At 68.9% G+C, this 25,385-nt stretch carries 19 protein-coding genes and 1 pseudogene; 6 read left to right on the forward strand and 14 right to left on the reverse strand.

The window, feature by feature from the left end; all coding sequences use genetic code 11:
• Positions 1-56 precede the first annotated feature (56 nt).
• A complete protein-coding gene (locus M3Q35_RS18990) occupies positions 57-728 on the reverse strand; it encodes a Crp/Fnr family transcriptional regulator (protein ID WP_273944396.1) in 672 nt (223 codons plus the stop codon).
• Between the two features lie 259 nt (positions 729-987).
• Between M3Q35_RS18990 and M3Q35_RS18995 the strand changes: the two genes are divergently transcribed.
• Positions 988-2,412 carry an aldehyde dehydrogenase family protein gene (locus M3Q35_RS18995; RefSeq protein ID WP_273943224.1) on the forward strand — a complete coding sequence of 475 codons (1,425 nt, stop codon included), beginning with the start codon at positions 988-990 and terminating at the stop codon, positions 2,410-2,412.
• A gap of 43 nt (positions 2,413-2,455) precedes the next feature.
• Here M3Q35_RS18995 and M3Q35_RS19000 read toward each other — a convergent pair whose 3' ends face one another.
• Genes M3Q35_RS19000 through M3Q35_RS19010 form a run of 3 tightly spaced genes read right to left on the reverse strand, consistent with a single transcriptional unit; the run spans position 2,456 to position 8,569 of the window.
• A complete protein-coding gene (locus tag M3Q35_RS19000) occupies positions 2,456-4,246 on the reverse strand; it encodes a trypsin-like serine protease (protein ID WP_273943225.1) in 1,791 nt (596 codons plus the stop codon).
• A gap of 34 nt (positions 4,247-4,280) precedes the next feature.
• Positions 4,281-4,802 (reverse strand): hypothetical protein, encoded by a 522-nt coding sequence (locus M3Q35_RS19005; protein ID WP_273943226.1) that lies wholly within the window; start codon positions 4,800-4,802, stop codon positions 4,281-4,283.
• Between the two features lie 23 nt (positions 4,803-4,825).
• Complete coding sequence (locus tag M3Q35_RS19010) at positions 4,826-8,569, reverse strand: hypothetical protein (protein ID WP_273943227.1); 3,744 nt, start codon at positions 8,567-8,569, stop codon at positions 4,826-4,828.
• 476 nt (positions 8,570-9,045) lie between these two features.
• Here M3Q35_RS19010 and M3Q35_RS19015 point away from each other — a divergent pair, with 476 nt between their 5' ends.
• Together M3Q35_RS19015 and M3Q35_RS19020 are read left to right on the forward strand one after the other, a co-directional pair.
• Entirely contained in the window at positions 9,046-9,321 is a 276-nt protein-coding gene (locus M3Q35_RS19015) for a hypothetical protein (RefSeq protein ID WP_273943228.1), read from the forward strand.
• 99 nt (positions 9,322-9,420) lie between these two features.
• On the forward strand, positions 9,421-10,359 hold the full coding sequence (locus M3Q35_RS19020) for a hypothetical protein (RefSeq protein ID WP_273943229.1): 939 nt from the start codon (positions 9,421-9,423) through the stop codon (positions 10,357-10,359).
• Between the two features lie 167 nt (positions 10,360-10,526).
• On the opposite strand, the gene M3Q35_RS19025 is transcribed toward M3Q35_RS19020, so the two are convergent.
• On the reverse strand, positions 10,527-11,498 hold the full coding sequence (locus M3Q35_RS19025) for a GNAT family N-acetyltransferase (protein WP_273943230.1): 972 nt from the start codon (positions 11,496-11,498) through the stop codon (positions 10,527-10,529).
• Positions 11,499-11,675: 177 nt separating this feature from the next.
• Here M3Q35_RS19025 and M3Q35_RS19030 point away from each other — a divergent pair, with 177 nt between their 5' ends.
• Positions 11,676-11,804 carry a hypothetical protein gene (locus M3Q35_RS19030; RefSeq protein WP_273943231.1) on the forward strand — a complete coding sequence of 43 codons (129 nt, stop codon included), beginning with the start codon at positions 11,676-11,678 and terminating at the stop codon, positions 11,802-11,804.
• Positions 11,805-11,852: 48 nt separating this feature from the next.
• Here the strand turns inward: M3Q35_RS19030 and M3Q35_RS19035 are convergent, their stop codons facing one another.
• Both M3Q35_RS19035 and M3Q35_RS48920 read right to left on the reverse strand, forming a co-directional pair.
• Positions 11,853-14,912, reverse strand: coding sequence for a WD40 repeat domain-containing protein (locus tag M3Q35_RS19035; RefSeq protein WP_337960610.1), 3,060 nt, complete (start codon positions 14,910-14,912; stop codon positions 11,853-11,855).
• Positions 14,893-15,498 (reverse strand): annotated as a pseudogene (locus M3Q35_RS48920) (helix-turn-helix domain-containing protein); the annotation flags it as partial. The pseudogene M3Q35_RS48920 and the gene M3Q35_RS19035, both read right to left, overlap by 20 nt.
• A 156-nt stretch (positions 15,499-15,654) precedes the next feature.
• Between M3Q35_RS48920 and M3Q35_RS19050 the strand changes: the two are divergent.
• The gene (locus M3Q35_RS19050; protein WP_273943235.1) at positions 15,655-16,101 is read left to right on the forward strand and encodes a peptidase inhibitor family I36 protein; all 447 of its coding nucleotides are present in this window, start codon (positions 15,655-15,657) and stop codon (positions 16,099-16,101) included.
• Between the two features lie 74 nt (positions 16,102-16,175).
• Here M3Q35_RS19050 and M3Q35_RS19055 read toward each other — a convergent pair whose 3' ends face one another.
• The 5 genes from M3Q35_RS19055 to M3Q35_RS19075 form a co-directional block, all read right to left on the reverse strand.
• Positions 16,176-17,252: a hypothetical protein gene (locus M3Q35_RS19055; protein WP_273943236.1), complete on the reverse strand. Its 1,077-nt coding sequence runs from the start codon at positions 17,250-17,252 to the stop codon at positions 16,176-16,178.
• Positions 17,253-17,530: 278 nt separating this feature from the next.
• Complete coding sequence (locus M3Q35_RS19060) at positions 17,531-19,939, reverse strand: ATP-binding protein (protein WP_273943237.1); 2,409 nt, start codon at positions 19,937-19,939, stop codon at positions 17,531-17,533.
• Between the two features lie 3 nt (positions 19,940-19,942).
• Positions 19,943-20,554 (reverse strand): DUF6879 family protein, encoded by a 612-nt coding sequence (locus M3Q35_RS19065; RefSeq protein WP_273943238.1) that lies wholly within the window; start codon positions 20,552-20,554, stop codon positions 19,943-19,945.
• Entirely contained in the window at positions 20,547-20,843 is a 297-nt protein-coding gene (locus M3Q35_RS19070) for a hypothetical protein (protein WP_273943239.1), read from the reverse strand. The genes M3Q35_RS19065 and M3Q35_RS19070 overlap by 8 nt, the downstream gene beginning before the upstream one ends.
• 605 nt (positions 20,844-21,448) lie before the next feature.
• A complete protein-coding gene (locus M3Q35_RS19075) occupies positions 21,449-21,778 on the reverse strand; it encodes a PadR family transcriptional regulator (RefSeq protein WP_273943240.1) in 330 nt (109 codons plus the stop codon).
• A gap of 575 nt (positions 21,779-22,353) precedes the next feature.
• Here M3Q35_RS19075 and M3Q35_RS19080 point away from each other — a divergent pair.
• Entirely contained in the window at positions 22,354-23,166 is an 813-nt protein-coding gene (locus M3Q35_RS19080) for a hypothetical protein (protein WP_273943241.1), read from the forward strand.
• Positions 23,167-23,591: 425 nt separating this feature from the next.
• Here the strand turns inward: M3Q35_RS19080 and M3Q35_RS19085 are convergent, their stop codons facing one another.
• Positions 23,592-23,882: a hypothetical protein gene (locus tag M3Q35_RS19085; protein WP_273943242.1), complete on the reverse strand. Its 291-nt coding sequence runs from the start codon at positions 23,880-23,882 to the stop codon at positions 23,592-23,594.
• A gap of 802 nt (positions 23,883-24,684) precedes the next feature.
• Positions 24,685-25,335: a fasciclin domain-containing protein gene (locus M3Q35_RS19090; RefSeq protein WP_273943243.1), complete on the reverse strand. Its 651-nt coding sequence runs from the start codon at positions 25,333-25,335 to the stop codon at positions 24,685-24,687.
• Between the last annotated feature and the right edge of the window lie 50 nt (positions 25,336-25,385).

The following is a 25,385-nucleotide window of genomic DNA, read 5'->3' on the forward strand; positions in this document are numbered from 1 at the left end:
GACGGGCGGGCATTTCACACAGTGCCGTGTGACACGCGCCGAATGTGCCATGTGGCTCACAGACGGGCTAGCGACCGCAATACGTCCGGCCGTCCCACGATGATCCGGCGGCGGCCGGTCACCAACACTCCCCGGGCTCGCAGCATCGCCATCGCCCGGGCCACCGCCCTTCTCGACGCGCCCAGTTGGTTGGCGATCTCCTCCTGCGTGAACGGCGTGTCGATCACGATGCCGTCCGCCGTCGGCCGTCCCCGCTCGGCCATCAGCCGGGCCAGGTGGCCGGCCAGCCGATGGCTGATGTCCAGCGCCACCGCCCCCACCCTGGCCCGTTCCGCCTCCCGCAGCCGGACGGCCAGCGACTTGATCACCCCGATCGCGATCTCCGGCCGTTTCCGCAGGCAGGCCTGGAACTGCTGCGCCGTCAGCTGCACCACCGTCGTCGGCTCCACACTCCGCACCGACGCCGTCCGCTCCCACCCGTGCAGCGCCGCCAGCTCCCCCAGCACGTCCCCGGGGCCGCGCAGCGCGTAGACCAGCTCCCGGCCGTCCGCCAGCAGCGTCGACACCCGCACCCAGCCGCTGACGATCACGTGCAGGAAGTCGGAGGGGTCGTCCTCCCTGATCAGCACCTCGTCGCCGCCGAAAACGCGTCTGATCCCGCCGGCGAGCAGGTGTTCGCGCTCGGCCTCGGGCAGGTAGGACAGCAGACTCCCCCGCGCCGGTTGCATCACGAAGCCCCCTCCCGGTTCGCACGACCACCGTAGAGCGTTCGTGGCGCAGGAGTTGCCCGCGCGACCACCGGTAGGTGCCGCAATCGTGAGCCGTGGCTACCGTGGCAGTGTCGACCACGTTCACTCGAAAGCATGACAACGGCGGCCGGTGGTAGTCCTTCGCGGCCTCCATCCGGAACTCTCCAGAAGGGCATCCGGTGGCCACCCCGACGGCCCCACACCCCGATTGGCTGCCCTTGACCAAGGAGCACACACCATGACCTCCGCCATCGCCGACATCGTGTCCGCGGATGCGCTCGACTTCGCCGCCGACGGCGGCTTCGACGTGGTCAACCCGGCCACCGGGGAGGTGTTCGCGCAGGCGCCGCAGATCGGCGACAAGGCACTGGACTCCGTCTTCGCCACCGCGCAGCAGGCGTTCCGGAGCTGGCGCAAGGACGAGGACGCGCGGCGGGCGGCCCTGCGGGCGGCGGCCGACGCCATCGAGAAGCGGGCCGGCGACCTGGTTCCCGTGCTCACGTCCGAGCAGGGCAAGCCGCTCAACGACGCCATGGGCGAGGTCTACGCGGCGGCGATGTGGCTGCGCTACTACGCCGACCTCGAGGTGCCGCGCGAGATCATCCAGGACGACTCGGTCGCGTACCAGGAGGTCGTGCGCAAGCCGCTCGGCGTGGTCGCCGGCATCACGCCGTGGAACTTCCCGCTGGCCCTGGCCACGTGGAAGATCGCGCCGGCCCTGCGTGCCGGAAACACATTGGTGCTCAAGCCTTCCCCGTACACGCCGCTGGCCACCCTGGCCATGGGTCAGGTGCTGCGCGATGTCCTGCCGGACGGTGTGCTCAGCGTCGTCACCGGCCGCGACCCGCTCGGCGCGGCCATGGTCGCGCATCCGGTGCCGCGCAAGGTCAGCTTCACCGGCTCCACCGCGACCGGCAAGAAGGTCGCCGCGTCCGCGGCCGACGACCTCAAGCGCGTGACCCTCGAGCTCGGCGGCAACGACCCGGCCATCGTGCTGGGCGACGTCGACGTGGACGCCATCGCGCAGGAGCTGTTCTGGAGCGCGTTCCGCAACAACGGCCAGGTCTGCCTTGCCGTGAAACGGGTCTACGCCCACGAGTCGATCCACGCCCAGCTCGTCGAGGCCCTCGCCGCCATCGCGTCGACGGTCAAGGTCGACGACGGCACCGTGGACGGCGCGCAGCTCGGGCCGATCAACAACCGGCCGCAGTTCAGCCGGGTCAGCGAGCTCGTCACCGACGCCCTCGGCCGTGGCGCCCGCGCCGTCACCGGCGGCGCCCCGCTGGACCGCCCCGGCTACTTCTTCGCCCCCACCATCCTCGACCAGGTCTCCGACGGCGTGCGCATCGTCGACGAGGAGCAGTTCGGGCCGGTGCTGCCGGTGCTCTCCTACCGTGACGAGGACGACGCCATCGCGCGGGCCAATCGCTCCAACTACGGCCTGACCGCCTCCGTCTGGTCCGGCGACGCCGAGCGCGCCCACGCCCTGGCCACCGAGATCGACAGCGGCCAGGTGACGATCAACAGCCACGGCGCCGGCGTGCGGCCCAACCTGCCGTTCGGCGGGCACAAGTGGAGCGGCCTCGGCGTGGAGAACGGCCCGTGGGGCCTCTACGGCTTCACCGAGATCCAGGTCGTCGCCGGTCCCCCGCGCCAGCAGTGAACCGGCCGAGCCGGCCGCCCCGACGGGGCGGCCGGCCCGGTGATCAGTTCGCCGAGGTGGAGATGATCTTCGCGTTGGGGCCGCTCCAGGTGCCGGAGGGGCTTTCCCAGCCCTGGTAGGAGAACAGCGGCGTGACGATGCCGGTCGGGCCGCCGTTGGCCACGTAGATCCGGGTCAGGCCCCACGGGTAGTCGTAGAAGGCGGCGATGTCGGTCTTGCCGTCACCGTTGAAGTCGCCGGCCACGAAGGTGGCCAGGTTGTTCTCCCAGTTGCCGGCGCCGCTGGACCACTTCTGGTCAAGGGTGAAACCGGTGCCGTTGGAGGAGAACGCCCAGTATCCGGTCTGGCCGCCGTCGTAGTAGTAGAAGCCGCCGATATCGGTCTTCCCGTCACCGTTGAAATCACCGGACACGTACTTCGCCCGGCCGCTGTCCCAGTTTCCGGGGCCGCTGTCCCACTTCAGGTCGAGCGTGAAACCGGTGCCGTTCGACGTGAACTGCCACAGTCCGGTCCGCGCGCCGCCGTAGTCGTAGAACGCGGCGATGTCGGCCTTGCCGTCGCCGTTGAAATCACCGGCCACGAACCGCGCCCGGTCGTTCTCCCAGTTGCCGGGCCCACTCAGCCAGCTGTCGCTGCGGGTGAAGCCGCCGCCGGTCGAGGTGAGCAGGACCAACTTGGTCTGGCCGCCGCCGTAGTAGTAGAACGCGCCGATATCGGTCTTGCCGTCGCCGTTGAAATCACCGGACACGTATTTCGCCTGGTTGCTGTCCCAGTTGCCGGGGCCGCTGTTCCACTTCAGGTCGATCGTGAAGCCGGTCGCGGTGGCGGTGAACACCCACAGCCCCGTCTGCCCGCCGCCGTAGTCGTAGAACGCGGCGACATCGCTGCGGCCGTCACCGTCGAAATCGCCGGTCACGAACCGGGCCCGGTAGTTCTCCCAGTTGCCGGGGCCGCTGTTCCACTGCGAGACCGGGTTGCCGCTGATGCCGTTCGGGGCGCCGCGCCAGCCGAACAGGGTCATGTTGGCGTTGGACTGGTCGTAGCCGACGACGATGTCGTCCCGCCCGTCGCCGTTGATGTCACTGCCGGTGGAGGCGTGCGGGACGGCCTTCTGCTTGATCCAGTCGGCGAGGTCGTCCACCCGGGTCTCGATCGCGCCGTTGCGGGTCTCGGTCTCCCCAAGACACCCGTGCTGCCAGGAGGTGCTGGAGATCGCGACGAGTTCGACCTTCCCGTTGGCCTCCCGCAACGCCGGTCCGCCCGCGTCACCCTTGCAGATCGCCGCGTCGCCCGTGGCACCCGTGATCGACACCGTCGAGGCCTGGACCGCTTGCACCGTAAAGGATCCGGCGTGCAGCTGGTCCGGCACCCATTCGGTTGCCGTACGGCCATATCCCGCCACGCGCAGCGTGTCACCGGCGACCGGCGCCGCCGTGCCGATCGCCACCGGCGCGATGTCCACCCTGGTCTGCAGCCGGGCCAGCACCAGGTTCCGGTTCTCGTGCGGCACCAGCTCCACGACGTTGGCCACCCGGCCCTTGTTGCCGGACAACAGCGTGCGCCCGATCGTCGCCGTCGTCGGCTGCTTCGGCGCACCCGCCGTCACCGTGCCGCCCGCCTCGGCGAAGCAGCTGCTGGCCGTCAGCACCCACTGCGGCGTGACCAGCACCCCCGTGCACGCCCGCCCCGCAGTCTCGATCTTCGCCACGAACGACAGCGAATCCTCCGCAACCGGCGGGCCGACAACGGCGCCGGCCGGCGCACCGGTGGATAGCATCACCGTCGCGACGAGCAGGCCGGAAATCCACGCCGCGCGCGGATGTCTGTGAGACACCTTGAACAATCCTCCTTGTTGACGCATGCCGAGGTCAGGGATTCGCGGTCAGCTGGAGCAGGGCGGTCGGCGCCGAGCCGGTGCCCTGGCCGACCGGCGTGCTGCTGTTCGGGTTGACGTCCACAGTGGACTGCGCGCCGGCGTCGGTGGTGAGCCGGGCCTTGACCTTGTGGCCGGCGCCGGGCGCGTAGCCGTCGCCGCGGATCTCGAACACGGACGGGATCTGCATCTGCACCGTGCCGGTGGTGGCCAGCACCTGGAAGCAGACGACGCCGTCGTGCTTCATGCCGATGGCCTGCGACGAGTGCACGACCAGCAGGCCGAGGTCACCGGTGCGCGGAGTCGCGCAGTCGGCGAACAGGATGTGCCCGTCCCCCGAGATCAACTTGACCCCCGTGTCGGCGAGGATCTTGTCCGCGCCGGGATAGCTGAAGTCCTCCACCGCGGACGGCGGCTGGTCGGTGCCACCGTCCGCGAAGGCCGTCGCCACACCGCCGGCCGCCGCCGCGGCCGCCAGCGCGGTGACGAGCAGCACCGATCTGAACGTGCGTTCCATTGCTTGTCCTCGTTTCGGTGAAATCAGTCCAGGAAGAACGCGTACGGCTCGTAGCGCTGGACGAGGCTCTTCAGTTGCGTGATCTGGTCGGCGTGCAGGCCGACGGTGTCGACGAGCACGTAGTTGGCGGTGCTGCCCTGGTGGGTGTTGATCGCCTTGAGGACCTGGTCGGCGATGGCCTGGGCGTTGAAGTTGTTCGGGTCGAACGGACCGAGCACGCTGTAGGTCATGCCGTCGGCGCCGACCCAAGCCGGCCCGGAGCGCAACGGCCAGCGGAACAGCTTGACCCCGAGCTTGTTCTGGATGGCCACGGCCAGATCCTGTTGGTGCTGCTGGAAAGCGCCGTTCAGGTTGGGGTCCATGCCGAGCCGCTTGACCCGGTCGGCGTCGCTCAGCCCGGCGAACAACTCGGCCTCGGTCTCCACCAGCGAGTCCTTCGTCTGCTCCAGGAGCACCTCACGCCACTGGTCCCAGCCCTCGCCCCAGAGCGCCACCGTCGGACCGTGCACCGCCAGCGTCACGCCGACCTCCTGCCAGGTGGTGGCGGCCAGTTCGGAGAGCTGCTCGGTGACGTAGCTCCACTGGGAGTACGCGGCATCCGCCGCGCCGCCGCAGAACTCCATGAGCGCGAGGCAGAACAGCGCGGCCTGGTAGACCAGCTCACCGTTGGCCACCGCGGTGATCATCTGGGTCATGGTGTTGGTCTGCACCAGGAACTGGTCGGTCATGAACGTCGGCTGCAGCGCGTCGGCGGCGCAGTTCTCCAGGTACTTCCCGGAATCGCCGTACATGTTCTGGCAGAAAAGGCCGCGGCCGTAGATGTGGCCGATGCGGTCCTCCGGGCTCTCGCCGGCGAACCGGAGGCAGTCCTCGTAGGCCTTCTGACCGCCGATGGTCCCCTGCGTCTCGCAGGCCCGGGACATCTGGTCGGCCTGGGCTGCCCGCGCGTCGTTGATCTTCTGTGTGGCCGCGTCCTGGGCCTTGCCGGCGGCGTCGATCGCCGCCAGCAGGTCCTTGCCGGCGGCGACCGCCGAGTCATAGGCGGCGTGCCAGGCGGCGACGGCCTGCGTGGCGTAGCCGTACGCGCGATTCGCGGACACGTTGGCCCGCACCGCGAACCACTGCGCCTGCTGGGCCGCCTGCTCGGCGCGGGTCGCGGCGTTGCGGGCGGTGTCGGCCGACGCCTGGGCGTCCTTGGCCGACTGCTCGGCCTTGACCGCGGAATCGTGCGCCTGCGCGGCGTACGTTCCGGCCAGGCCGGCCGCGGCCTTGGCCTGGTCGGCCCACTGCGCTGCCTGGTCGGCGGCGTTGCGGGCGACGGCGGCGACCTGCTGGGCGGTGTCGGCGTCCGCGGTTGCGGCGGCCGCGGCGCCGGCGGCCTGCTTGAGGTAGCCCTGCACCTGGGCTTCGTGGTTGGCCGCCTCCTGGTCGTGCCGGTTCGCGATGTACTGTCCTGTTTGGACGAACTGGTGCAGGTACCCCGCGGGGCCGTCCAGCATGGCCTGCGCCATGCCCTTGGTCTCCGGCCCGGAGTTCGGGTCGGCGATGAGCCGGTTGGCGACCAGCCGCTCGTCGTTGGCGGCCGCGGCGTACTGCCCGGCGGTCACGAAGGCGTGCAGCGTGTCGGCCGAGCCGTCGTCCAACGCCTTCTGACCTTCGGCCTTCACCGTCGGACCGCCGGCGGTGACGATCTGGTTGGTCTGGATCCGCTCGTCCATCGCGCGGCTCGGGTAGACCGGGTTCAGCAGGAAGCTGTGCACCCCGGAATCGGCGCCCTTGGTCACGGTGTCGATGGCGGCTCGGAGCCCGTCGGTGCCGTTGTCGCCGACCGTCTCCAACGTCTCCCTGTCGTCCTGTGCGGCCGCGACGTTGACGCCGTTGCGGACATAGGCGACCGCCTCGGCGTCGGTCGCGGCCAGGGTGGCCAGAGCCGCGGACCGGCCCCACGGGCCGCCGGACGAGGCCAGCGTCAAGGCGACCTTGCGCGCATCCGCGACGACCACCGCCTGCGCCGTCCCGGCCGCGTTGGCCTCCGCGATCAGCCGGTTTGTCTCGGCGTCCCGCCGGGCGTCCTGCGGCGCGTCCCACGCCCGGAAGCTCAGCCGGTCGGCGTCGGCCTTGGCCGCCAGCGCGGCGTCGTCGGCCTGGCCCACGTTCGTCGCGATGCGGGCGGCCTCGGCCTGCACCGCCGCGTCGTGGATCTGCTGGGCCTGGTTGGCCGCGTCGGTGGCCCGCGCGGCGGCGGCTGTGGCGGCGTTGGCGTGGTCGGTCGCTTCCTTGGCCGCGTCGGCCGCGTGCCCGGCGTGGTCGGCGGCGTCATCGGCGGCCTGTGCCGCCGCGACCGCATCGGCTGCCGCGCGTTGCGCCGCGTCCCTGGCCGCGAACGCCGCGTTGGCGGCGACCTGGGCAAAGGCCTGCGCGGCGTTGGCGGCGGTGTCGGCTCGCGCGGCCTGCGCCCGGGCTCGAGCGGCGGCGGCTTCGGCCGCGTGCGCGTCGGCGCCGGCCCGCTTCGCGAAGGTCACCGAGTCCGTGGCCGCCTTGGCCGCATCGTTGGCGTGGCCGCTGGCGTCGCGGGCGGCGGTCGCCGCGTTGTAGGCCTGCTGCGCTGCCTTGCCGGCCGCGTCGGCGGACACTGCCACCGCGTTGATCCCGGTCGCGATGTCACGCGCGGCTTGAGCGGCCTTGCGAGCGTCGCTGGCCTTGGTCGCATCGCCAGCCGCTGCGGCAGCAGCCTGCTGAGCCCGCGACGCCGCCCCACCGGCCAGCGCCGCCGCGTTGGCCGCACGGGCCGCCGCCGACGCCGCGCCTCGGGCGGCCGTGGTGGCCGCGTTGGCGGCACTGATCGCCACCTGGGCCGCGTCGGCGGCGTGGTTGGCGGCGTCGGCCGCTCGACCGGCCGCTGCTGCCGCGTCGGCGGCGTTGTGCTGAGCGGATTCCGTTGCCTGGGCAGCGGCTACAGCCGCCTGCCGGGCCATCTCCGCCTCGACGACCGCACGTTGGGCGGCGTCCTTGGCCGCCTGGGTCTGTTGGGCGGCTTCGTCACCCGCGTCCTTGGCCACCGTGGCCAACTGCGCGATGCTGGCCGTCTCCTGGTCCCGTGCCTGGGCGACGGCCAGTTCGGAGGTGAGGAACCGCGCGTAGGCATCGGCGGTGCCGGCGTCGAGGGCAACCTGTGCGGCCGCCTTGACGGCATTGCCGCCGCCGGACACCAGCTGGTTGATCCGGATCCGGGTGTCGGTCAGCCACGGGTTCACCCAACCGTCGTTGAGGAACTTGTGCAGCGCGTCGGTAGAGCCGTCGTCCAGCGCCTGCTGGCCCGCCGCGCGCTCGAGTGGACCGGCCGCGGCGATCAGCTGGTTGACCCGCAGCCGCTGGTCCTGTCCGGACGGCGTCTGCCAGCCGTTCTCCAGGAAGCCCGCCAGTGCGCCGGGATCGGTGGCGTCCAGTGCGGTCTGGGCGGCGGCCCCGACGGCCGGACCGCTCGTGGAGATGATCCGGTTCACGCTGATCCGGCGGTCGATCTGGGCCGCCGGATTCAGTCCGTGGGCCAGGAAGTCGGCCACATCGGCATCGCTGCCCACCAATGCGCGTTCGGCCCCCGCCCTGACCTGCGGGCCGCCCGTCTGCCACAGCATGAGCAGGGTGGCCCGCGGCGGCGCCGCTGCCGCCGGTGGTGGCGGATCCGCTTGTGCCGCCGGCACTTGAGTCAGCGTGGCCGCCAGGCCGACGCCGAGCGTGGCGGCCAGCAGCCGCCTTGTCGAGAACATCTCCAGCTCCCCCTTCGACCAGATCTCGGTCGCCCGATCAGGCGACCGCCGGGCGGCGCCAGCAGGGGTCAGGGGCGGGAGATCGGGCCGGCGGACGGATCCGTGGACACGTGGATCCCGTCGGCCGCCGGCAAAACACCAGATTCTCGCGACACCGCAGATGCCCCCCTCAAGGCGATGTGTGGGTAGTCAACCAGCTGACGTCCGGGCCGAGGCCGGCAACTTTTCGGCCGGGCTCGGGGGACGCCGTCCCACCGCGGGCCAATGGTGGTGTCGGGCCGGTACGGCGACCAGGCCACGGGACCGGCCATCTATGGCCGGTCGGCCGCGGCCGGGTGGTCGGCGGTGCTCGTCGGCGCGGGCGGGAAGGTGGTGCGGAATTTGGAGCAGGGGATAAAAGCCGAATTGCAGGGTTGCCTACGGCCGATCAGGCGACAATGACAATTGAGCGCCACGTGGACTGTTAGCATACCGGCATGCAGGCGACCCCCGCACTCAAACCATTGTTGATGAACGCTGAACCACTCGCCGAAATCCTTCGTGACAACCCGGAGAGATGGGCGGTATTGGCGGCCGAACTGGCGGCGGCGTATCCGCAGGGCGCGAAAGAGGACAAGGTGTACACCCTCGGCACGGTGTACTACGCGTTCAAGAAGGACCGGCTGATCGTGCCGTACCAGAAGGGCGTCAACGAGGGCCTTGTCACCAAGGTGGTGAATTTCCTCGAAGTGTTCATGACGGCCAACGGGTAGTGGACCTACATCAACCAGCAGCCCTGGTACACGAATCATGGGCACGTCATCGGTATCGACATCAACTTCTATCCGAACCGGGCCCAGGCGGCCTACAAGGTGACGCCGCAGTTCCACAAGGACACCGGCGGCAACAACATCTTCGTCAACCTAGTGTTCGACAACGCCAATCCCATCGAGGCCACCGAGTGGTTCGTCGACGTCGAGGAGCCGGGCGGACTGCGCGCGAAGTGGCAGGAGCGGCTGCTGCCGGCGGAGCACCGCAAGGAGCTGGCCGACCTGCGCGAGTACCTCCGACTCCACCGCGACGAGCAGCGAAGCCTGCTCGAGGTGCAGGGCGGCGTGCTCGAAGGCCGGCACATCTGCGTGTCCTGGGTGGACGACCTGGTCTGGCACGCGACGCCGACGGTGAACCAGCGCTACGAGTACCACGCCGCCGACGCCATCGCCGACTACGCCGCCAGCACCAGGGCAGCCACGTTCCTGGCCACCACTGTGCTGCCCGACCGCTCCGTGAGCAACTACTACGATTACAGCAGGCTCACCTACCGGAGCACCGGCAAGAATTACGACATCCATCTGGTCGAGCTCGTCGGCACGATCGCCGACGAACCTGGCACGGCACTGGTCACCTGGCTGACAACCGCGGGCAAACGGCAGCAGGACATCGACTGCGACCTCGCCGTCACTGCCTGGATGGCGCTCTACGCCAACGATCGGAAAACCTTCGAGAACGACGTGGCGTTGCGCGACAAAACGTCGTGGCGGCTGACCGGGGGCACGGCCGAGGCGATCGCCTACGACGACCGGCTGGCGAAGGACCCCTCCGTCGGCGAAGCGATCACCACCAACGAACAGCCGGTCGGCCTGGCCAAGATCCGCCGGGCCAACAGCGCCGGTTCCGAGGAGTTCAAGAAGCGGCTGGCCGATGTCGCCGCGGCCAATGCGAGCGTGCCTCGCCGATTCATCCGAACCTGGGTGCGAATTCTGCCGGCGACCAGCGCCGAGGTGCGGGACGCCGGTTTCCGGGTCCAGTGAGGCGTCCGGTCACCGTAAATCGCGTGGACAGGTGACCGACGAGAGGCCATGATCGCCCGAGCGTCACGCGGAGCGGTCACAGCCCTGTGCGACGTGGCGGAGGAAGACCCCTCCGCGGGGCCGGCCGGGTCGACGACCCGGCCGGCCCTTCACCTTTCGCCGGGCGTTCAGCCGGCCAGTGCCCAGCTCACGTGGCGCAGCGCGGGCGCGAAGCCGGCCTTCTCGTAGATGCCGAACGTCTCGACGGGATTCTCCTGGTCCACGCTCACGCGGACCTGATCGAAGCCCTGATCGGCGGCAGCCCGCAGCGCGTGCCCGATCAACGTCCCGGCGACACCCCGCCTCCGGTAGTCCCGGAGCGTGCCGATGAGCACGAAGCGCGCCTCGCGAACTCCGGTGACCACCGTGTCGCCCTCCCAGTACTTGGTCAGCAGCATGCCCGCCGCGGCACCGTTGGCCACGTCCCGGAGCAGGAAGCTGACGTCGGGCCGGAACGTGTGGTTGATCATCCTGTTCTGCCAGTTGTCCACGGGCATCTCCGCCAGCCCCGCGTCCTTGAACGCCTCGTTCCGGATCCGCCGGAACTCCTCGTCGTTCCGCTCCGACCACGGCTCGACCCGCAGCCCGTCGGGGACCGCCGAGTCGGGAATCGCGGCACCGAGCGGGTGCACCAGGTGCTGGGAGTAGAAGACCGGCGCGAAACCCCGGGAACGGAACAACTCGGCAGCGCCCGCGATGTGTTCGGCCTTCTGGGCGACGATCACGAGCTTCACCGTCGGGTGCTGCCGCGCGTGTTGTGCCTTCACCGCCGCCACCGCGGCATCCACGAGCACCGTGCCGATACCGCGGCGGCGGTAGTCGGGATGGACCCCGCCCTCGACGAGGACCCGGTGGACTTCTTCCGTGGCCGGCTTGTAGCTCGCCTTCATGAACCCGACCATCAGGTTGCCGTCGAAGGCCGCGAGGCTCGCACGCTGCCGGTCCAGGTAGGGGTCGACCAGCTCCTGGAGCGTGTCCTCGGCAAGGTAGAACTCGCCGAGCTGGTCGGCGGTCTCCATGGCGTTGAGGAGATCGGCCGACGTCTGCGCGTCCGCAGGGGTGAGCGGCCGCCACGTGAGCGAGCTGGAATCGCTGGTCATGCGGCCGACAGTATGGACTCCCGGCCAAGGCTGTCACCTCGGTTTCCGCTGGATCCACAGTCGGCCAGATCCGCCAGGTATCGGGACTCCTGGCGGATCTCGACGGCCGTCGAACCGTGTGCTACCACTTCGTGGGGCGCGCTCGTCTGGTACGGCGGCGGTGGCGGGCACGGCCACGTGGCCATCGCCACCAGCAACCACGACGTCATCGGGACCTCGGCGCCACGGGCGGTCGGCGAACGGTCCATCGACGCCCACTCGCAGTACCGCGGTTGGAGCACCGCTACGTTCCCGTTCGCGGGCTGAGCAGCCGCCCCGCGGCCGCCGCCCGAGCATCGGGCGGCGGCCGCGGGATCAGCACGGCGGCTCGTAGGCATCGTCGCCGAAGTGCTGTCGCCACTCCTCCGGCGAGATCCGCGCGCCCGCGAAGGCGCAGATCCGCCCGGCGACCGCCTCGACGTCGGTGTCCCAGACCCGGGTGAGGGTGTCGCCGACGGTGGCGAAGCGTCGGGAGTCCGCCGCGTAGGCCGGGATCAGCAGCTCGGGATCGGACACCACTGCCGTCAACTCCGGGTGCCGGCGATCGGCCAGCGACCAGACGCGGATCGTGTTGTCCAAGCCGGCCGTCAGCAAGGACTTCCCGTCCGGGCTGAACGACGCGCCCACGACAGCGTCGGTGTGCCCGACCAGGGTGACCGGATCGTCGAGCTTTCGGCCGGTGACGTCCCACAGACGCGCGGTCCAGTCGTAGCCGGCGCTGACGAGGATCTGCTGGTTCGGGCTGAAGCGGGCCACGACGACGGCCTCGGTGTGCGCTGTGGAATGGGAGAGCTCAAGCGGGTTGGCCGGGTCGGTGGTGTTCCAGAGCCATATGCCGTGGTTGGTATCGGCCGTGGCCATGAGGGCGCCGTTGTCGGCGAAGGCGATGCTGTTGACGTCGTCGAAGTCCTTGTCGATCGTCTTGAGCCATCGGGGATCCCGAGGTTTGCTCACGTCCCAGATCATGAGGTGGCCGGCGTTGTCGCCGGTGACCAGGATCCGTCCGCCGGGATGGAGCGCGGCGGCGCGAAGGTCGTCGATCGGCAGCTCGACCAGCCGCTCGGGATGCGTTGGGTCGCCGATGTCCCACAGTGTCACGGCTTTGTGCTTGGCCACGGTGACCTGCAAGCGCAGAGAGTGCTCGGCGGCACCGGGGCCTTCGACACCGACCAGCATGCGGCGGCCCGGATCGGTGACGTCCCACAGCTGCGTCGGCCGGTCGCCCAGCAGAGCGAGTTCGGGCCCGGGCGGCCCGACTGCGCGTGGACCACGGGTGGTGAGCAGGGACAGCGGGTCGTGCCAAACGTGGACGCTGCCGCCGACGCCGCCGGCGATCACGTCGCCGTCGCGGGTGAAAGCCGTGCTGAGCAGTCGGCTGGACAGCCCGAGGTGCGCGAGTTCCCTGCCGGTGGCGGCGTCGTACAGGGTGATCCGCTTGTCGTTGCCGCCGGTCGCCAGGATCGTGCCGTCAGGGCTGAACGCCAGCCCGAACAGCATGTCGCTGGTTGCCGGCCGCACGGGAGTGGAGAAGTGACGATCGGCGTCCACATGATAGATCCGCAGGTCGTAGCCGGAGCCGGACACGGCCAGCGTGCGGCCGTCCGGGCCGAACACGGCCGCGTCCAGCCCTTCGCCGGCGTTCATCGTGATCTGAGTCGGCGGCCGGTCGAGGTCGTGGGCGTCCCACAGCAGCACCGTCCCGTTCCCACCGGTGAGCAGGCTGGCGCCGTCCGGGCTGAACGCCACGAACTCGGCCACACCGTGTCCAGGCAGCACCGTCAGCGGCGTGACCGATCCCGACGGGCCGACGCGCCACAGGCGAACGACGTCCGAGTCACCGGTCGCGAGCACTTGGCCGTCCGGGCTGAACGCGCCGCCGCGAATCGCGCCGTCCAGCCGGGCCACTTCCGTCGGATGCTCGGATTTGGTGACGTCCCACAGCCGGCCTTGGCCTGTCTCGGCGGTGAAGAGGATTCGCGTCGCCGGACCGGGACGGAAGGCGACGGCGGAGATATGCCCTGAAGTGGGCAGCACACCGAGCGGCTGTTGCCGGTGCGGCTGCGTGACATCCCACAGCTGGGTGATGCCGTTGTTGGTGCCCATGGCCAACGTTCGCTGATCGGGAGCCACGGCGAGGGCCTGCACCCAGTCCCCGCCGCCGGCGTAGCGGGTGACGTAGGGGGCGATCGAGTCGAGCACCGCGCCGCGAGCTTCGACGGTCTGCGCCCGCCGGTACGCCGCCAGCGCCAGCTGCATCGCCAGCGCGGGATTGGTCTTGCGCAGCACGGCAACCTGCCCCGCGACCTTCTGCGAGACGGCGATGTCCTGCGCGCGGCGGGCCTCAGCCCGTTGCCACAACGCGGTTCCGGTGGCTGCGGCCGACAACAGCACGAGCACGCTGAGCACCGCGACCAGCCGTCGGAGTCGGCGGGTGCCACGCTGCTGCTCGCTCGTGCTCGCGTCGAGGAACTCCCGCTCCGCCGGGCCGAGCTCACCGGTGTGGTCGGCCGCCCACGCCGTCGCGATCACAAGAGGTGCACCCTGGTAGAGCAGGGCGCGACTTCGCAGCGGCCGCCATGCCTCGGCGGCTTCGGCCAGGCGCTGGTAGGCAGCCAAACCGGCGCGGTCGGCTTCGATCCACCCCGACAGCCGCGGCCACGCCGTCAGCAGCGCCTCGTGGGTGATCTCCACGGTCGCCGTGTCCGCGGTGAGCAGCCGGGCCCGGACGAACACCGCGAGCACATCGGCCAGCGCCGGATCGGGCACCTGGCGATACAGCTGCTCGACGGCGACGCGGCGGCGGGTCTGACCCGTATCGGCCCCCACCTGCACGAGCCTCAACAAGAGCCGCCGGGCGGCGTCCTTGCCCGACGCGTCGAGTGAGCCGAATGCGCGTTCGGCCGTTGTCGCCACCGCGGCGCGAATCCCCCCGGTCAGCTGGTAGCCGGCGACCGTGAGCAGCCGGCCCTGGCGGTTCTGCCAGGTGACCAGCAACGCGTGCGCCAGCAACGGCAACGCCCCTGGATCGGCGGCCGTACCCGGCGGAGTCAGGTCCCGCAGCAGCAGCTCGACCAACCCCGGCTCCAACCCGAGTCCGGCCTGCCGGGCCGGGCGCTCGATCGCGACGTGCAGTTCGTCGGCGGTCATCGGGCCCAGGGTCACCTGCCCGTCGGGCAGCGAGGCGGCGAGCGCGGGGTGAGCCAGCAGGTGCCCGTAGAAGTCGGCCCGCACGCCCAGGACCACCAGCGCCCGGGGCGCCTGCCCGTCCTGCGGGCTGGCCAGCGCGCAGAGGGTGTCCGAGGAACCGCTCGCGCTGCTGTTCGTCCTGGCACTGCGTGAAAAGCTCTTCGAGCTGGTCGACGACCAGCACCGCACGGCCGTTGTCCGGCAGTTCCGGCAGCGCCGCGAACGGGTCGTCGCCGGGCGTGAAGATCGTGACCGGCCAGTCGCGCGCGCCGTCCCGGGGCAGCACGCCGCGGGCCAGCGCCGGGATCAACCCGGCTCGCAATAGTGAGGACTTGCCCGCGCCCGACGGCGCCACGACCGTCACCGGCCCTGTGTCAAGGCTGGCGGTGACCCGCTCCAGCAGCTGCGCCAGGGCCCGTTCCCGGCCGTGGAACCACTGCGCCTCCCCCGTCGTGAACGCCGCCAGCCCGCGGTACGGACAGCTCTCGTCGTTCGCTGCCGACTGGACGGGAATCGGCGGCGGAGCCGGCACCAACGCGAGCAGCTCGCCGCCGGCGTCGAGCGCTTGGTCGCACAGCCGCGCCAGCGCCTCGGTGGCCGGCTTCTCGGCGTTCTCGATCTTGCTCAGGTAGCTCTTGCTGTAGTGCACCAGCGCCGCCAGCCCGGCCAGCGACAGCTCGCGCTTGGCCCGCCACCGTCGCAGCTCGGCCCCGAACACCGCGGATCTGTTCGGATCGGCGTCCTGGCCTGCTGTTTCCCGCTGTTGACTTCCCATCGGTGGACGGTCAACCCCTCGACTGCGCCGACGGGCACCCCGACGATCGAGGTGACAACCCGTGACCGAGAAGTTACGACAGGTTCCGGTCAGGTCCGTCGGCCGCGGGATGTCACCGCCCGAGGAATCCCCGATCGAATGACAGGAGTGGTTGACATGCGCACGACTCTTCGCCTGATCACGGCGGCCGCCGTGATCGCCATCGGCTGTGCCGGCACCGCGCAGGCCGGCGCGACCTCGTATCAGCAGACCGTCACCATCGTGGACGTGCAGGGGCAGAGTCCCCGCACTGTCGCCGGGTCGAAGGACGGGGTCTGCGACAACCAGGAGTTCTGCCTCTACACCGGCGCGAACCGCACGGGCAGCGTGGTGGACCAGTTGGTGTACGACAACAATCTCGACGACACCTACATCGGACACCAGGGCACCGGCTCCTGGTGGAACCGCAGCAGCCACGACTGGTACGTCTTCGACGGCCTGCACTGCAGCGGCCGCCAGGTTCGACTCGGAGCCAATTCGTGGAGCAACACCTCCTCGGCCTGGCGCGGCCACATCCGGTCGGCGGCCCGCGCGGACAGCCTGAGCACCTGTCAGAAGGGATGATCTACCACCAGCTCCCACGATAACGGGGGCATGATCGCCAGGCGGGCCGTCGAGGCTGTCGATCGGCGGCCCGCCTACTCGGGCTTTGCCGTGCTGTCGTCGATCTTGGCATCACTCGGTTGCGCTGACACCGCCGCACGTTTGGCGGCAAGGAATTTCACGATGATGAGCTTGGCTGCGCTCTGCTCCTCTTCCGGCATCGTGAGCACGATTCGCTCGGCCGCCAGCGCCCGTTCGACCTCAAGTGGGTGCGCGAAGAACGCCCCCAGTTCCTTGGACGAGCTCTCCGAGTTCCGCAGGACAGCCCGCGCGACGTATCCGGTCACGCCCGCGCTGACCGCCGTGAGCACCGCGGAGGAGATCGCGGACGACGTGCTGTCGACGAACAGGGAGAAGGCTCCGACGCCCAGCATCAACACGGCCGCGCCGACCAGGGTCAGCCGCGTCAGTTGCCGAGTCGACTCGGCGTACTTGAGCACCAGCCGGTGGTAGTGCCGAAGCTGCTGCTTGTTCGACACCCAGAGGTTCTCGAACTCGGTTGACGGCACCTTCTCCTGCTCGTCCTCGATCGCCTTGAGGGCGGCGGCTATTTCGGCACGCCGCTCCGCCTCAAGTCGCAGGTGCCGCTTGACCGGAAGGTAGAGCAAGCAGAGGGCCAACAGCACGCCAAGGCCGATATAGGCGGAGTTCGTGACCCGTGACGCGAAGGCGTTCGCGCCGTCGAGCCGCGCACTCGCGTCCGCGAGCGCCTGCTCGGCCTTGCTCATCTTCGCGGCGCTGCTCTGATATTCGCCTTGGGCGAACGTCACAGCATCCTTCAGCGCATCAATTTCGCTGGCCGGCGAGAGAAAGACCGGATCCGTCGCCGCGCTGAGCGAAGCGCGGGCCGCTCGCAACCGATCATCCGTGGCCGACGCGTCGCGGCTGGCCGACAGAGCCGCGTTCTGGGCGGCCACCTGGGCATGGCCTGCTTCTTCGATGGCGCCGCCAGCGACGACGAATCGAATGATCGCCCAGGTCACGGCCGAGACCACCACAACGGCGGCCATCGCCAGCCGGATGATCGACAGGTTGCGCGGCAGATGCCCGTCCGGGGCCTTGGGCACATCCGCCGTCGGTTCCGTTTCGGGTTCCGAGTTCGCGGTCTCCACCCGTTCTCCCTCAGCTCGTCCGGCCCAGGATGAGTCGTGGGAGCTCGGGCAGTCGTTACCGCGTGGGAAGCAGCGAGGCAAACCCGAACATCGAGCAGCTCGGCACGCCGGTCAGTACTGGTCCCGCTCGGCAGGCGCTCGCCCGCGCCGAACTGGCTCGCGTGCCACGGCAGAGCCTGCGGGGATTCGTCCACTGTGGCACCGACGGCGAACAGCCTGTCCAGCTCGGCGAGTTGGATCGGCGGTGTCCATTGCGGACACATGCCGGAGGCAGGCGGTCAGGTGCCGGTCAGGATGTCGTTGATCTCCTCTCGGAGTGCCGCGGAGCGCGGATCATCGAACTCGGTGAGGATGGCGGCGGCTTCGTGCCAACGAGGGCGAGCGCGGTCGATTCCTTCGGTCTCGTTGAGCGCTCGGGCAAGGTTGTTCAAGGCGGTCGCGAGCGACCATCGGTCGCCGGTCTCGCGAAAGGTGGCGGCGGCGCGGCGGTGGAACTTCGTCGCCTCGTCGGGTTGTCCGAGTTCCCGATAGGTCTCACCGGTGCCGTCCAGCGCCATGGCCTCACGGTTGCGGTCATTGATCTGTCGCTGTATCGCCGCGGAGGTCTGATAGGTGCTGAGAGCCTCGCCGGCATCGCCTCGCCGGCGCTGCAGGCGGGCGAGTTCCAGCAGCCAGAAGGCTTCCCAGGCGTGGTGACGTTCCTCGCGGGCGATGGTCAGCGCCGATTCGATCGAGGCCATGGCCCCGTCGAGGTCGCCGCGTTCGCGCTGGGTCCGGGCAAGGCAGAAGGAGGCGTTCCCCTCGTATGCGCGATCGCCGAGCTCACGGCACAACGCCACGGACTCGATCAGCGCGGCCTGCGCCGACTCGAGGTGGGCCAGTTCGTGCAGGCTCATCCCCAGATTGCTCAGCAGCACGGCCTCCCAGCGGCGGTTGCCGAGATCCCGGACAGCGGTTAGAGCTGACTCGAAGTGGGCGACGGCGTCCACGAGTCGGCGACGGCGCCAGTTCAACAGGCCCAAGGCATTGGTCGTGATCGCCTCACCGAGGCGGTCGCCGAGCTCCCGGCGAATGGCCAGCGCCGCGCGGTGATGCTCCTCGGCGAGATCGAGCTTCTGGCTCTGCAGGTAGGCTTTGCCGAGGCTGTCGAGAAGTTCGACCTCACCGGCGCGGTCCTGGACCCGACGAGCCGACTCCAGGCCGATCAGGCTGGTCTCGATCCACTCCTGGAAGAAGTTCTGCCGGGCGTAGATGGTGCGCAGCGTTGCCGGTATTCGCCACGCGGTCTCGTGCAGGCCGGCCTCGGCGGCCGACCTCACCGCCGCGACCAGATTGGCGCGTTCGTTCTCGTACCAGCGCATCGCCGCCGCGGTGTCGGTGAACGTCATCGGTGGCACGGCCGAATCGGCCGTCGGCAGTGCGATGTGCTCGTTGAGCGGCGCGATGGTCGTGACCGCGGCATGCGCGCTGTGCAGGTACCAGTTCAGCACCCGCTGCAGCGCGTCACGACGCCCCTCCGGAGTCTCCTGCTGCGCCGCCTGTTCGGTGGCGTAGATGCGCAACAGGTCGTGGAACTGATAGCGGCCGGCGACCTGGTGCTCCACGACATGGGCGCCGACGAGCACGTCGAGGAGGTTGCGGACCTTGGTCACGGTCACCCCGGCCAGAGCCGCGGCCGCCGAGATGCCGAATTCCGGACCGGGGTGCAGACCGAGCAGTCGGAACAACCGTGCCGCCGCCTCCGGCAGGGCGCGATAGGACCACGCGAAGACGGTACGCACCGCGTCGGCCTCCTCGTCGTCTTCCGCCGTGAGAGCGTCCCAGAGCGCGGACTCGTCGCGCAGGTCGGCGATGAGCTCGTCCAGGTGCATGAACGGGCGGCTGGAAGCGCGCTCCGCCGCGATCCGAAGTGCCAGCGGCAACCGCGCGCACAACGCCGCCAGCTCCCGCAGCATCGTCGGGTCGTCATGGGGCCGGTGGCCGCCGGTGATGACCCGGAGCAGGTTGACCGCCTCGGGCTCCGGAAGGACGTCCACGGTGAGCCGATGTGCGCCGTCGCGCGCGACCAGGCCCGACAGGCGGCTCCGGCTGGTGACGATGACGAGGCACTCGGCGTTTCCCGGCAGCAACGGCCGGACCTGTCGGACCGTGGCGGCATTGTCGAGCACGACGAGCACTTTCCGGTCCGCCAACAGTGACCGGTACAGCGCTGATTTGTCCTCCAGTTCCTGCGGAATCACCGACTGTTGAATGCCCAGCGCGCGCAGGAAGCGATCGAGCGCCTGGTCTGCCGACACCGCCGGCCCTGGATCATAGCCGCGTAGGTTCACATAGAGCTGCCCGTCAGGAAACTGGTGCCTCACTCGATGCGCCCAATGCAGCGCCAGCGATGTCTTCCCGACACCGGCCGTTCCGGTGACGACGAACACCCCGATGACAGCCGATTCTTGACGTTCCGCAGCAACGACCTCGTCAAGCCGGCCCAGCTCGTCATATCGGTTCACGAATCCGCCGACGTCACCGGGCAGCTGCCGCGGCGTCAGTTCAGCCACATAGTGGATACCGTGGAAATGAACTCCGCCGTGAACTTCCCCGGCCTGCACCACATCGGACGCGCCGCCCGACAACGTGGCTCGATGATCGTATCGGGACGCAGGCTCGCGATTATCCGATCCCCCGGTCGACATCGCTCACTCTCCGAACGAGTCCTTCAGTGAAGGCACCTCGCGCTCGCAGTACACGTCGATTTTCTCGCCAGCTTCGTAGAGGTCCTTGGTGATGTTCCGCCAGCGCTCGATCAGTTCGCGATCCGTGTATCGAACGCCACCCTGACCGACGCCGTCATCGTCGTAGAGGACCTCATACATGACGGCGTCGCCGAGTATCACGATCTCGGGCAGCTGTCCGTTTCGCTCCAGCTCCGCCACCTGCTTCGCATCGACGATGCGGGCCGCGCCGCCGAGCTCGTCGCGCAGTCGCAGCAGATGCAGTTCCCACCGCAGGTACGGGGAGATCGGCTGTTCGACGATCCGCGCCCGGCGGGTGTAGAACCCGTGCGCCGAGATCTTCTGGTAGTACTCGGCCAGCTCGGGACGACGCGCGTCGGTGAGCCGGCGCGCCTGCGCCAGATCACCGGCCGCGAAGGCTCGCCAGCTCTCGCTGCGGGGTTCCCGGAAGGTCTGCCGACGTTCCAGTTTCCAGAAGCCCGATTCACCGATATTCCAGAACGCCTTGTCGAAGTCCTCCGGATAGGCGTTTCCAGGCAACAGCTCACCCTGAACGCCGTCAAGAGTGTCACGCATCAGGAATATCCACCTTCGCCGCGATTATCATCCCACGCGGGATAATGACGAGTCTTTCATTCGAACCGACGGTAACGCCGCCGGGAAGTCGCTGCGCATACACATCGGTGAGATCGCGACCGATTACCGCGACATCACCGTTGTCGAGCTCCCAGATTTCCGGACAGTCATTGTCCTCACCACTGGCCTTTTCGTCGCCGAACCGCCCACTACCCGCCACATGCGGCGATATGCCGAGACGACGCGTGAATTCAGCGGTGGGATCAGCCTGCCACACTTTTCCGGCCATACCCGCCTCCCCAGGAAGGGTTCCCTCCAGAACAAATGACTATATCGAATAAATACCCATGACGCGAGAGCTGACACTGAGCCGATCGAGTGTTACATCACTCCTTCGAGTGGACTGCCGACTGGACACAGCACAGCCGACGCGCCACGTCCAGCGGACTTGCCAGAACCCGTCACGACCGCCGGGACAATATCGACTTCTACACGGAACTTGTCGAACAAACTGTTCACAAGCTGCGTGTATTCACGACCATCCCACGGACGCCACCAGAGGGCGCGGCACACCTGGTCTACGCCTTCTCTCCGTGTTGACGATCTTGACGGGGAGGTCATATCACGGCGCGCGGCGCCGAGGCCAGGGTCCAGCGGCGAGTCTGCCCACTACCTCGATTTCACCCTTCCGCACAGCCGTCCGTGTGCCGGCGGGCGGCTCGTGCACGTGCACGACCGCGACGTGCCGACCGAGCGGTCACCCATGGACGCCCAAGCACGGAAACACCGGCCGCGCGGCGACGCAGTATTCGTCAGGCCAAGCGAAACACGCCCAGCGACGGCGGCAACCACACGCGAACAAGCACAGCGCGACGCCCGTCTCGCTCGACGATGTCACGTGGAGCCATCGATCAGACCCCACCTCCGCACGGCCGAACCGAGCCGGACACTTGCATTGCGCAATGCGGCCTTCGCCGCCTCGGCGCCGTCTTCCGTGAGTTTGTAATAGCGACGCCGAGGACGCTGTTCGTCGTGCGGGTCGATCATTTCCCACCGGCCGTCGATCCAGCCCGCCTGCTGAAGCCGAAGCAGGATGGGATAGGTCGTGCCCGGCAGCAGGCCGGTCCGTTCGGCAATTTCGAGACCATACAGTTCCGCATTGGGGTCGGCGAGAAGCGCGTGCAGCACTGCCTGTGTTTGCACTGTCATCCGCGGCCGACTCACTCGACCGACCCTATCCCGCCCACAATCGGACCGGCGCGCGGATGTGCTGCGGACCACCAAGATCAACACCAACGGACCGCGCGGCTTCAAGCACGCGCGGGTGCGCGCCGCCCGAGCCACCTATATTGAATAAGATGTAGGGTACAGTGGACGCCGTGATCCCAGTGGCGACCCCACGGAGCGAGGCCGACCACCGACTGTTCCCGGTCCGCGGACACGCTTGCCGCCCCCGCGTCTGCGCTTGCCCCGCCACACACCGGGCCGAGCGACGAGTCCCTCCACACGAGACACTCCGACAACGGCGACGGACCGACCACCGGTTCCCCTCATTTGGGGGACAACAAAGGGTTTCACGACTCGATCGGGTGCGAGGCCGTCTGGCATGCGCATCACAGCACCCTCTAAAGCACACTTGTTACGTCCTACCGGACAGTCGAGAATCACACGTTCGCACCAGCAAGTTCACCCCTGATGCTGGCTAGCGACGCATAAGGTTCTTCCATCGCACACGGCTCACCCGTGACAGTCGGCCAGCCACACTGATCACGCGGCCGCCAAACATCGTGGAGTGGACAGTGACATCGCTCTGGAGTCGTTGTGATGTCAACATTGCGGCCGCGCACGCGAGCGGATCCGGTATCGCCGCGTCCCAGCTGGACGGGCCTTCGGCCGGCACCGTCCTCGCCGCCGGCGTAACGGCGCTCGGTCTGCTGGCCGGCAGCCGGCTGCGGGCTTTCTCCAGGTACCGCCGAAGTGGACGGCACGGCATGCTGGCCGCCGTGGCGGCGCTGATGCCAGCGCCCCTCGCCGTGTCATGGCTGGAAGAAATGCAGGCACAGCTGGAAATGCGCCCTGACGCTGGCCGGCTCCGACTCCTGCTCGACTTGGCGATGCGGTGTCCGTCGACGTGGTGCGCGAGTTGGGCCGTGTACTTCAGGCACGCCGAGCTGCTGCGCGTCCACGGCAAACGAACCACGCTCGCAACCCGGCTGCATGACGCCCTCGAACCGCGGACCGACCTGCACATCTCCGTAGCAGCGCTGGAGGTTCTCGGGTTGTCACGGTCCAGGGTCCTCCATCCGACCAGGACGGTGCCCGCGCTCGCCACCGCTCGAAGGCTTCTCACCCAACGCGGACCGGAGCTCCACACGATCAGGGAAGATGTGGAAAGACTGCTGCGCGCACGCGAACAAGCCCATACCATCGCTCGCGCACTTCGCAGGCACCAGTTGAGGGTCTGGCCCGGCGCACACGAGGATTCCCAAGCACACCAACGCAGTGAACTGACCAGGCTGCGCGTCGAGGTGGTCAGCCACGCTGCGTCGCTGCGCACCGCGCTGCACGACTACGTCACGAACCGCTCCACCCGCAAGCCCACAATGGACTGATCTCTCGACTTCCGCGAGCCGCACGCCGACATTCGGACGGGCATCGTGGGCGACACACCCCGCCAACGGCGGGCGATCCCGGCCGACAGCTGTCAACCCGAACAGGCCGATGCCTGTTCAGCCGGCCGGGAGCTCGAACAAACGAACCATTGTCAGGAGGGACTCAATGGCCAGTTCGGCCGAAGCTCGTGGCGAGCAGCACGAGGGACAGTCAGGTTCGGAACACGACAGGGGCGGGGAGGACTGGAACTGATCGATCTCCGGTGACGTGGCGCGCTGGCCGGTCCGGCTCGCGCGCTCGTCCCCTCGTTCCCCCGCGAGGCCGACAGCAACCGTGACGGGCATCGTCCGGAACGGCACCCTCGTCCCGGGGCTCACCGTCGCGGCCGCGTCACACCTCGCGCTCGACGCCATGACGGCGCCGGTCAGACGATGACGATCCGCTCGTAGGTGTCGCCGCGTCTGATCAGGACGTCGTCGCCGTCGAACTTGATCGCCTGGTAGATCACGTCGCCGTAGCCGACCAGGCGCCGCACCGCCTCGGTCACGGTGACCCCTTCTGTCGCTGCCAACCGGTGCAGCGCCGTCATGGTGGCCGGGTTCAAATTCGCGGTGAGCCGGGTGGACGCCGGCGCCGAGGCCGCCCGACCCGTGCGGCGGGCCGGCGTCTCACCTTCGTCGTCGGCTGCGGGGCTGCGCTTGGCGCGTCCGGTCATCGCCTCCCCTTCCGCGTTGTCGGTGCACTCTGCCGTGGTCGCACACGCTCATCACCGGAACCGTAAGTGATCATCGTTCCATCATGGCACAGTGCACGCGCAATATGCACGCGCATCTGCATGCGCGCTTTCACTCTCCGCAAGCGCAAGCGCTCACTCCCGTTAGCAACTCATGAAACACCTACTCGAATGGCCTCAACCTCCTCTGACTCCGCCCGCACAACCCGACCTGCGACCGCCTCACCGCCGGAGCCCCTGAAACTGCATCATGGCGGGAACAATTCGAACTGCCGATCCCACCACCGAGGCAATGGCCACACTCGCCGCTATCAGGCCGAACGCCGTCCATCCATCATCCAATGAGCGGAATCGAGAACCACCCGCGCGCCAAACCACGACACCATCCGAGTGAATTCGGGCAATCGAGCCTGATTTCACAGAATTACGCGATCCCGACTCGTGCTCGCATTTACGGCGGGCGTGACGCGTATGAATCTCACGGCGCAGCAGCCGTCGCCCGGGGCGGCAGGACGGATGACCGCGCCGTGCCACCCGAGCCGCCAACCAAGTCGTCCAGGCCGGCGAAGTGCCGGTGTGCTCATCCACGTCGAACAGCGGCACCAACCAGCCGGCGAGCTGGTCGGCGGCAGCGGCGATTCGGGCGGCGATGTGGCAGAGGATCGCGCCGCCGGACTTGGAGTCCGCCAGGGCCGGGCAGAGTCCGGCCGAGCGGCGCCCGATTGGCAGACGAAAGTGCCCGGACGCCGCAGCGTCAGGGCACCATCGCAATTACGAGGGTTGTTCAGCTTGCGGGGGTGAGGACCTTGTCGATGACGAACACGGTGGCGTTGCCGGTGGGGATGTTGCCGCACAGCACGTGCGCGTCGTTGACCATCATGCCGGCGCTCTTGTCACCGGAGATCTTGACGGTGCCGCCCTGCAGGGTCTTCTCCGAGCCGGCGGCGATCAGGCCGTCGGCGTCGAAACGCTGCGGGAGCACGTGGTACTGCAGGATCGGCGCCAGGGTGGCCGGGTCCTTGGCCAGCGCGGCGAACTTGTCCGCACCCAGCGCGTCGAACGCCGGGTCGTACGGCGCGAACACGGTGATCGCCTTCTGGGAATTGAGGGTGTCGACCAGGTTCGCGGCCTTGACCGCGGCCACCAGCTTGGTCAGCAACGGGTTGTTGCTCGCCGCGGTCGCGACCAGGTCGCTGGCCATGCCGTTGAGCGAACCCTTGCCATCGGCCGGGATCTTCCCGCACGCCGGACCGAAGGTGTCACTGGTCTTGGTGACACCGTCCGACGCCGCGCCGGACATCGTCGTGCTCGGCGCCATCGACGTCGTGGTGGTGCTGCTCGACCCGGACGACGAGTTGCTGCCGCCGCATGCGGCAAGCGTCAGGGCGCCGGCGGCGACCAGGGCCGCGGCGGCGATACGGTGGTAGTTGCGCACGAGGATCACTCCATTGGTTTAATAGCGAGGAATGCTCAACCTTGTGGTCG

Origin of the sequence: Kutzneria chonburiensis (assembly GCF_028622115.1) — a bacterium.
Taxonomy (GTDB): domain Bacteria; phylum Actinomycetota; class Actinomycetes; order Mycobacteriales; family Pseudonocardiaceae; genus Kutzneria; species Kutzneria chonburiensis.